We start from the raw sequence: 7,954 nt of genomic DNA, 5'->3' as shown, positions 1-7,954 counted from the left end.
AGCAGAGGGGTCGGCATTGCGCATCGCGGAGCATTATCGCTAGTTTGTTCAAGCGATAAAGGCACCGTGGGCGGCACTTCCGGCCGCTGACCATGCGAAGGGCCGCTTCCGATTGCCGGGAGCGGCCCTTCACATTTGTTGCAAATCACTTGCCATTTGCGCAACAATCGTTCACGGAGCGTCGCGCACCTAACAATCCCAAAGGACCGCCCTGATGGCGACGCCCGCTTCCGCTGCCCCGATGACCTTCACGCACGTCCCCCATCCCGCCCCCATGGCTCCCGATGTGCGTGCCGAAATCCTCGCGAACCCCGGCTTCGGCACCGCGTTCTCGGATCACATGGTCTCGGTCCTCTATGACGAGGGCAAGGGCTGGCACAGCGCCGAAGTGGTCCCTTATGGCCCGATCCCGCTCGATCCCGCCGCTGCCGTGCTCCACTATGCGCAGGAAATCTTCGAAGGGCTGAAGGCCTATCGCCTCGCAGACGGCGGCATCGCCCTGTTCCGCCCCGAGGCCAACGCCGCGCGCTTCAACGCCTCGGCCGAGCGGCTCGCCATGCCGACCTTGCCCGAAGGCCTGTTCACCCGTGCGGTCGAGGAACTGGTCAAGGCGGACAAGGACTGGTTCCCGACCGTCGAAGGCGGCTCGCTCTACCTGCGCCCCTTCATGTTCGCGAGCGAGGCATTCCTCGGCGTGCGCCCCTCGAAGCAGTACCGCTTCCTCGTGATCGCGAGCCCGGCCGGCAACTACTTCAAGTCGGGCGCCCCCGCCGTCTCGCTCTGGGTCAGCGACTACAGCCGAGCCGCGTCGGGCGGCACCGGCGCTGCCAAGTGCGGTGGCAACTATGCCGCCAGCCTCGTCCCCACTGCCGAAGCTTTTGCGCGCGGGCACGATCAGGTGCTGTTCCTCGATGCGGTCGAGCGCCAGTGGATCGAGGAACTGGGCGGCATGAACCTGTTCTTCGTCTTCGCCGATGGCTCGCTGGTCACGCCTCCGCTCGGCGGCACGATCCTACCCGGCATCACGCGCGAAAGCCTGATCAAGCTCGCCCGCGAGGAAGGCCTTACCGTGCGCGAGGAGCGCTATTCGCTCGCGCAGTGGCAGGCCGACGCGACCTCCGGCAAGCTGACCGAAACCTTCGCCTGCGGCACCGCCGCCGTGGTCACGCCCGTCGGCAAGGTCACCAGCAGCACCGAAAGCTTCGTGATCGGCAGCGGCGGCCCCGGCCAGCTCACCCAGAAGCTGCGCCAGCGCCTCGTCTCGATCCAGCGCGGCGAGGCTGCGGACACCCACGGCTGGGTGCACCGGATCGGCTGAAGCTGATATTGCCAAGGCCCCCGCGCCATGGCATCGCCTCGCCGTTAATCGCCCGGTTAGGGTGTTAAGGAGAGCTTTGCGATGAGCATTTCGTTCAAGGACAAGGTCGCGATCGTCACCGGCGCTGGCGGCGGTATCGGCCGTGAATACGCACTCGAACTCGGCCGCCGCGGCGCCAAGGTCGTCGTCAACGATCTCGGCGGTTCGCGCGATGGCACCGGCCACTCGGACGCCGCGCTGAAGGTTGTCGAGGAAATCCAGGCTGCCGGCGGCGAGGCCATGTCCAACGGCGGTTCGGTGACGGAATTCGAGCAGATGGCCGAAATGGTCGCCCGCGCGAAGGAAAAGTGGGGCGGTGTCCACATCCTCATCAACAACGCCGGCATCCTGCGCGACAAGAGCTTCACCAAGATGGACCCGGCGGACTTCGAGATGGTGGTCAAGGTCCACCTCATCGGTTCCGCCTTCGCCACCAAGGCCTGCTGGGACCTGATGCGCGAGCAGAACTATGGCCGTATCCTGATGACCGCCTCGTCCACCGGCCTGTTCGGCAACTTCGGCCAGGCCAACTACGGCGCGGCCAAGCTCGGCCTCGCGGGCCTCACCAAGACGCTCTACCTCGAGGGTGCGAAGAACAACATCAAGGTCAACACGCTGGCCCCCGTCGCCGCCACGCGCATGACCGAGGACATCTTCCCCGAGGAAGCCTTCAAGCTGTTTGGCCCGGAAAACGTCGTCCCCGCCGCGCTGTTCCTCGTTTCTGACGACGCCCCCAGCAACGCCATCGTCGGCGCGGGCGCGGGTGCATACCACTCGGCGTGGGTCACGATGAACAAGCCCGTCCTGCTCCCGCTGAACGCGCGGACCGTCGAAGACTTCGCCGCACACTGGGACCAGATCTCCGACCGTACCGGCGATTTCGTCCCCCAGTCGGGCGCGCAGCAAAGCCAGGCGATCCTCGTCGAGCTTCAGGCCGCGATGAAGCGCTGATCTCAACCGGGCGCGGGGGCGGCCATGACGGATCACGATCGTCTCATGGCCGCCCTGCGCTGGCGGGCGCTCCTGCTGCAGACTGCACTCGCGCTCTACATCGGCGCCACACTGATCGCGTTCGGAGCCGGTGCCGTGCTGGTGAACAACCTCGATGGCATGGTGCGGCTCGGTGCCGCGCTGGTCGCCGCGCTCATCTTCAGCGCCCCGACGCTCGTGCTCGTCCTCCTCGCCGGACTGGTCTGGGTCTGGCGCGCACATGCCAACCTGCGCGATCTCGGCATTGCGGATCTGCGCTACAGCCCTGTCTGGGCGACCGGCAGCTGGCTGGTTCCATTTGCCAACTTCGTCGTGCCGAGGCGTGCGATGCGCGAACTGTGGAACCGGAGCGCGGGCGAGGACCAGTACCAGGCCGAACAGGAAGTCACCGCGATCACGGGCTGGTGGTCATGCCTCCTTGGTGGAGCCCTGTTCCAGGCCGTCTTCCTGATGACCTTGAGCCTCGATTCCCTGCCGGGCGTGCGGGTTATCACTTCGCCATTTCTCATCATGATCATCGGCGGACTTGGCATGATGCTGCTGCTGGTCTCCGCCGTGATGCTGTTTCAGGTCGTGCGGCAGATCACGCGCAGCCAGAAGGCCCTCGTGCGGACCTCGGGCGTGTTCGACTGAGCTACCCTGCCGGGCACGCGCCGCGCGTTGCCCCGGCCAGTTGCATCGTGCGCAGCCGCGCCTGCACTTCGGCCTCGTCCAGCACCCGCACGGCCCCGGTGCGCGCATCAATCAGCAATGGCGCGGCGCAATCGCCGCGCAGAACCGCGCGCCGGCCTTTCTCGGGCAACATCAGCACCATCCTTGAATCCGCGTCGCGGTAGACCGCCCGCAGCACTGGGGTGCCTTCGTCGGCCTTCTTCTCAGCGGCGGTCGAAGCGTTGCAAGCAGCAAGCGCCACCACGCCCACCAGTCCTGCCGCGCGCATCAGATGCACCGCTTCTCCTCCAAACCCTTCATCATTGCGAGGAGCAGAGCGACGAAGCAATCCAGAGCGTCATGCACAAACGCTCTGGATTGCTTCGCTTCGCTCGCAATGACGAAGGTCGGGCTATGTGGCCACCCTTCCCCGACCCGCTCATGCTGAGCTTGTCGAAGCATCATGCCCGGTCGCCCGCGCCAGCCCCCTTCGACAAGCTCAGGGTGAGCAGGAATGAGCGGGACAGAAACGACCGTCTCAATCTTCCACGATCTTCAGCAGCTTGCGCTCGAGCACCGATAGCACCCCCGCCAGCTCATGCCCGCGCTTGAGGACTTGCCCGGCCTCGCCAAACAGCGTCCACATGCCCTGCTTGGCTCGCAGTGCCGGGCGCTTCTCGATCCGCGCCGTGGGCCGTTCTGCCGTACGGCGGAAGGCGGCAAAACTCGCCGCATCCTTGCCGAAGCTCATCGCATAATCGCGCCATTCCCCGGCAGCGACCATCCGGCCATAAAGATCGAGAATCCGCATGAGTTCTGGCCGTTCAAAGCCGACTTGCAGCTCGGTACGGCTTTGCGGGAATGGCAGCACAGAAGGGCCAGGACCGCCCGCATCGGCGCCGCCCTGCACGCTCAGCTGCGGCTCCTGCGCCGGTTGCCGCCGCCGACCGGCGCGGGCGCATCAGTGCTTTCATCCTGCCGTTCAAGCAGTGCGGCGACCTGTGCCTTGAGCAGCGCGACTTCGGCTTCCAGTTCGTCCACCCGGCTGCCGCCGGTCGGCTCGCACGGCTCCTTGCAGGGCGTGCCGTAAGGGATGAAGTCCTTGAGCCAGGTCTCGACCGGCACCAGCGTGGACCGCGCCTTGAGGCCGACCATGGTTGCGCCCTCGGGCACGTCCTCGGTCACCACCGCATTGGCACCAACGCGCGCGCGCGGCCCCACGGTGATGGGGCCGAGAATCTGCGCGCCCGAACCGATGATCGCATTGTCGCTCAGCGTGGGATGGCGCTTGCCGGGCACGCCATTGGCCGGATTGGTCCCGCCCAGCGTCACGCACTGGTAGATCGTCACGTTGTCGCCGATCTCGGCGGTCTCACCGATCACGGTAAAGCCGTGGTCGATGAACAGATGCCGCCCGATCTTCGCACCCGGATGGATGTCGATACCCGTGAAGAAGCGCGCCAGATGGTTCACGAAGCGCGCGAGGAAATAGAGCCGCTGCGTGAACAGCCAGTGCGCCACACGGTGGAACCCGACGGCATGAAGCCCCGGATAAAGCAGGATTTCCCAGCGCGAGCGCGGCGCGGGATCGCGCGCGCGGATCGAGTCCAGATAGGCGGTGAGGCGTTCGAACATGGCCGCGCTTTTCCCCCTTTTGCGCATTTAAAGCAAGCGCGCCTAGAGAAGCCTAGGTTGCCGTTCAGCCTCGGGCACACCATGCACCCGCTCGGCCAAGGCATCGCGTGCCAGCGATATGGTGACGGCGGCCTTCCGCTCAAGGGACAGGCGATCAATTGTTTCGACCAGTGCCTCGGCGGCGGCATGGCTGCGTTCCAGCCGGGGCAGGAGATAGGCCAGCACCGCCTCGCCCAGCGCCAGCCCCCGCCGCGCCGCATGGCTCTCCACCAGCGCGAGCAGCAAGTCATCGTCGGGCGCGCCGATCTCGATCATCAGTGCCGAGCCCAGCCGCGAGGCGAGATCGGGCAGCGCCACCTGCCACGTCCCCGGCGACTTGTTCGAAACGATCAGCAGCGGCCGCCCATCGGCCTGCGCGCGGTTCCAACGGTGAAACACCGCGTCTTCCGGCAGGGCGTCGGCATCATCGAGCGCATCGCCCAGCCCGCTCGCGGCAAACCAGCGCGCCAGCAGGCTCTTGCCCGAACGCGGCGGCCCCGCCAGCACGGCGGCGCGATAGGGCCAGTCGGCCGCGCCCGCCAGCAGCGCCAGCACCGGCTCCAGCGAAGGGCCGGTGAGCACGGTCTCGGCGGTGGTCGCCGTGACGAGGGGCAGCGCGATCTGGCTCATACTTACTTGCGGATGCTGAGCGCGGCCGCCCCTTGGGTCACGCGCCAGCCCTGCGCGCGCAAGGCGGCCGCAAGCGCATCGATATCGCCGGCAAAGGTTACGCGCATCACCGAAGTGCCGCCCATGGCAAGGCTGGTGGTCGCCGCGTCCTTGACCCCGTCGACCCGGCGCACCGCGCTCACGCCCGCATCGACCGCCGCGGCATCGGGTGTCACGAACTGTACCGTCACAATCGTGGTCGGCACGGCCGCAGCCGTCGCCACCGCGTCGGGCCCGGCCACCGCCGTCGGCGCGGCAGGCGCAGGGCCCAGCTTGGCCACGATGCTTGCCACCAGTGCTGGATCGAGATCGGGCCGCATCGAAAGCGAGGGATCGGGGGCCAATTGCCCCGCCGTCAGCGCGCCGGCATAGAGGCCGTCCAGCCGCGTAATCGCCTCCGCCAGCATCGCAGGAAGCTTGTCCTCGCTCGGCGCCGTCAGCTCGAAACTGCCGATAAACGTGTTGTTTGGCCCATGGCGCGCAGTGAACGTGCCGTGCACCGGTCCACCCGGCCAGCTCCGCTCCAGCTTGGCGATCGGCATGATCACATCCGAAGCACCAGCCGAATCGAGCACCAGCCGCCACCAGTTGCGGCTGCGGCGGCTGATCTGCCCAGCGGTCAGCAGCAGCGAATCCGCGCCGGCGCCATTGGGCCGCACATAGTCGATAGCGCTCGCCCCGGTGCGGAACTCGGCCCAGGCCTTCTGCCAGGGTGTGCGCGTCTCGAACACCGAAGTGACGCCGCCTTCGATCAGCACCGGGATCACCAGCAGCGGCGCCGAATGCGCGATCTGGCCCTGCATGCCGAGGTAGCCGCTCGTCCGCGTACGGTCGAAGATCACCCCCAGCGTTGCGATATAGCGGTGCGGGCCGATCTGTTCCTGCCCCACCACCACGGCGGAAACCATGCCGTCGATCGTGCCGTCATCGAGCGCGGGGGCCGCACCGCCGCCGAGCCCGTTGGACTTCCACAGCTTCTCCCACGCCAGCCGTTGCGCCTGCCGCCAGCCGTTGGCGCGGGCTTCTTCCGCCGTCTTGCCGGTGGTGTTGACCTCGATCCCGCTCACTTCGAAATCGCCATTGCTGGCAATCGGCGCGATGCCGCGGTCGCCCTCGATCTGCGCATAGATCGCCGCGCCCCCGCCCGCGAGCAGCAGGCCGAGCCCCGCAAGCAACGCAAGCCGCGCCCGGCGGCTCAGGTCCGGCAGGAACGTCAGGTTGAGGAAGGGCGAGCGCAGGGCGGCCAAGTGAACTCCATCTGGGAACGCAGGCCTTGCGCTGCATCTTTTCTCGAATGCCGCGCTTTTGCCCAAAGGCAAGTGGAAATCCAAGCGGGAAAGCGCTAGGCGGCTGCCCCATGGCTTCCACCGACGAAACTCCGCAGTCCTACTCCTACGCCAAGGCGGGGGTAGACATCGCCGCCGGCAACGCTCTCGTGAAGGCAATCGGCCCCCTCGCCCGCGCCACCGCGCGCCCCGGCGCCGATGCCGAACTGGGCGGCTTCGGCGCGTTCTTCGACCTGAAGGCGGCGGGCTACAAGGACCCGCTGCTGGTTGCGGGCAATGATGGCGTCGGCACCAAGGTCAAGCTCGCGATCGATCATGACCGGCACGATGCGATCGGCATCGATCTCGTTGCCATGTGCGTCAACGATCTCATCGTGCAGGGCGCGGAACCGCTGTTCTTCCTCGATTATTTCGCCACCGGCAAGCTCGATACCGGCGTTGCCGAACGCGTCGTCGCCGGCATCGCCGAAGGCTGCCGCATGGCGGGCTGCGCGCTGATCGGGGGCGAAACCGCCGAAATGCCCGGCATGTACGGCCCGGGTGATTACGACCTCGCAGGCTTCTGCGTCGGCGCGGTCGAACGCGGTGAGCAGCTTACGGGTGATCGCGTTGCGGAAGGCGATGTCCTCATCGGACTCGCCTCCTCGGGCGTCCACTCCAACGGCTATTCGCTCGTCCGCCGCCTCGCTGCTGACAAAGGCTGGAAGCTGGACCGCCCCGCCCTGTTCGACAACGAGCGCCTGCTGATCGACCATCTGATCGAGCCCACCCGCATCTACGTGAAGAGCCTGCTGCCCTTCATCCGGGCCCAAGACGGTAAAGCAGGCCGCATCCACGCCCTCGCCCACATCACCGGCGGCGGCCTCCTCGAAAACGTCCCCCGCGTGCTCCCAAAGGGCCTCCACGCCCGCATCGATGCCGATACCTGGGAACAGCCGCGCCTCATGGCCTTCCTCCAGGCGCAGGGCCAGATCGAGCCGGAGGAAATGGCCCGCACCTTCAACTGCGGCGTGGGCATGGTGCTCGCCGTCGCTGCGGACGAGGCCGCAGGCCTGATCGCCGATCTCACCGCCGCGGGCGAAACAGCCTTCCCGATAGGCACGATAGTTGCGGGCGAAAAAGGCTGCACGGTCTTCGGCAGCGCCGAGGCATGGTCCGCCCGCGCGCCGTGGGAAGCGGTGCATGTCGGCTGACCAGATCCTCCCCATTTTTGCCGCAGGCACAAATGGGGAGGTGGCCCGCCGCAGGCGGGTCGGAGGGGTAAAGACGCTCCCGAAGAACCCCTCCGTCAGCCCTGCGGGCTGCCACCTCCCCATTTGCACTTCGT

Annotated in this window: 9 protein-coding genes; 4 read left to right on the top strand and 5 right to left on the bottom strand. The window is 67.0% G+C overall.

Annotated elements, in window-relative coordinates:
* The first annotated feature begins 214 nt into the window (after positions 1 to 214).
* From Q0071_RS08795 to Q0071_RS08785, 3 genes are all read left to right on the top strand, one after another.
* A complete protein-coding gene (locus Q0071_RS08795) occupies positions 215 to 1,318 on the top strand; it encodes a branched-chain amino acid aminotransferase (RefSeq protein WP_298167592.1) in 1,104 nt (367 codons plus the stop codon).
* 81 nt (positions 1,319 to 1,399) lie between these two features.
* Positions 1,400 to 2,308: an SDR family NAD(P)-dependent oxidoreductase gene (locus Q0071_RS08790; protein ID WP_298167589.1), complete on the top strand. Its 909-nt coding sequence runs from the start codon at positions 1,400 to 1,402 to the stop codon at positions 2,306 to 2,308.
* A gap of 24 nt (positions 2,309 to 2,332) precedes the next feature.
* Positions 2,333 to 2,980 carry a DUF4328 domain-containing protein gene (locus Q0071_RS08785; RefSeq protein ID WP_298167587.1) on the top strand — a complete coding sequence of 216 codons (648 nt, stop codon included), beginning with the start codon at positions 2,333 to 2,335 and terminating at the stop codon, positions 2,978 to 2,980.
* A 1-nt stretch (position 2,981) separates the two neighbouring features.
* Here Q0071_RS08785 and Q0071_RS08780 read toward each other — a convergent pair whose 3' ends face one another.
* The 5 genes from Q0071_RS08780 to Q0071_RS08760 all read right to left on the bottom strand — a co-directional run bounded on the left by Q0071_RS08780 (position 2,982) and on the right by Q0071_RS08760 (position 6,588).
* Entirely contained in the window at positions 2,982 to 3,287 is a 306-nt protein-coding gene (locus Q0071_RS08780) for a hypothetical protein (RefSeq protein ID WP_298167585.1), read from the bottom strand.
* A gap of 249 nt (positions 3,288 to 3,536) precedes the next feature.
* Positions 3,537 to 3,869 (bottom strand): DUF2794 domain-containing protein, encoded by a 333-nt coding sequence (locus Q0071_RS08775; RefSeq protein WP_298167598.1) that lies wholly within the window; start codon positions 3,867 to 3,869, stop codon positions 3,537 to 3,539.
* A gap of 41 nt (positions 3,870 to 3,910) precedes the next feature.
* Positions 3,911 to 4,633 carry a serine O-acetyltransferase EpsC gene (gene epsC / locus Q0071_RS08770; RefSeq protein ID WP_298167582.1) on the bottom strand — a complete coding sequence of 241 codons (723 nt, stop codon included), beginning with the start codon at positions 4,631 to 4,633 and terminating at the stop codon, positions 3,911 to 3,913.
* A 42-nt stretch (positions 4,634 to 4,675) separates the two neighbouring features.
* On the bottom strand, positions 4,676 to 5,302 hold the full coding sequence (locus tag Q0071_RS08765) for a DnaA/Hda family protein (protein ID WP_298167579.1): 627 nt from the start codon (positions 5,300 to 5,302) through the stop codon (positions 4,676 to 4,678).
* Between the two features lie 2 nt (positions 5,303 to 5,304).
* Entirely contained in the window at positions 5,305 to 6,588 is a 1,284-nt protein-coding gene (locus Q0071_RS08760) for a heavy-metal-associated domain-containing protein (protein ID WP_298167576.1), read from the bottom strand.
* A 110-nt stretch (positions 6,589 to 6,698) separates the two neighbouring features.
* On the opposite strand from Q0071_RS08760, the gene purM reads away from it, so the two are divergent.
* Positions 6,699 to 7,820, top strand: a complete 1,122-nt coding sequence (purM, locus tag Q0071_RS08755; protein ID WP_298167573.1) for a phosphoribosylformylglycinamidine cyclo-ligase — start codon at positions 6,699 to 6,701, stop codon at positions 7,818 to 7,820.
* The last annotated feature ends 134 nt before the right edge of the window (positions 7,821 to 7,954 follow it).

The organism is Novosphingobium sp. (assembly GCF_027486195.1).
GTDB lineage: Bacteria > Pseudomonadota > Alphaproteobacteria > Sphingomonadales > Sphingomonadaceae > Novosphingobium.
This window is presented reverse-complemented; position numbering and strand designations above follow the sequence as displayed.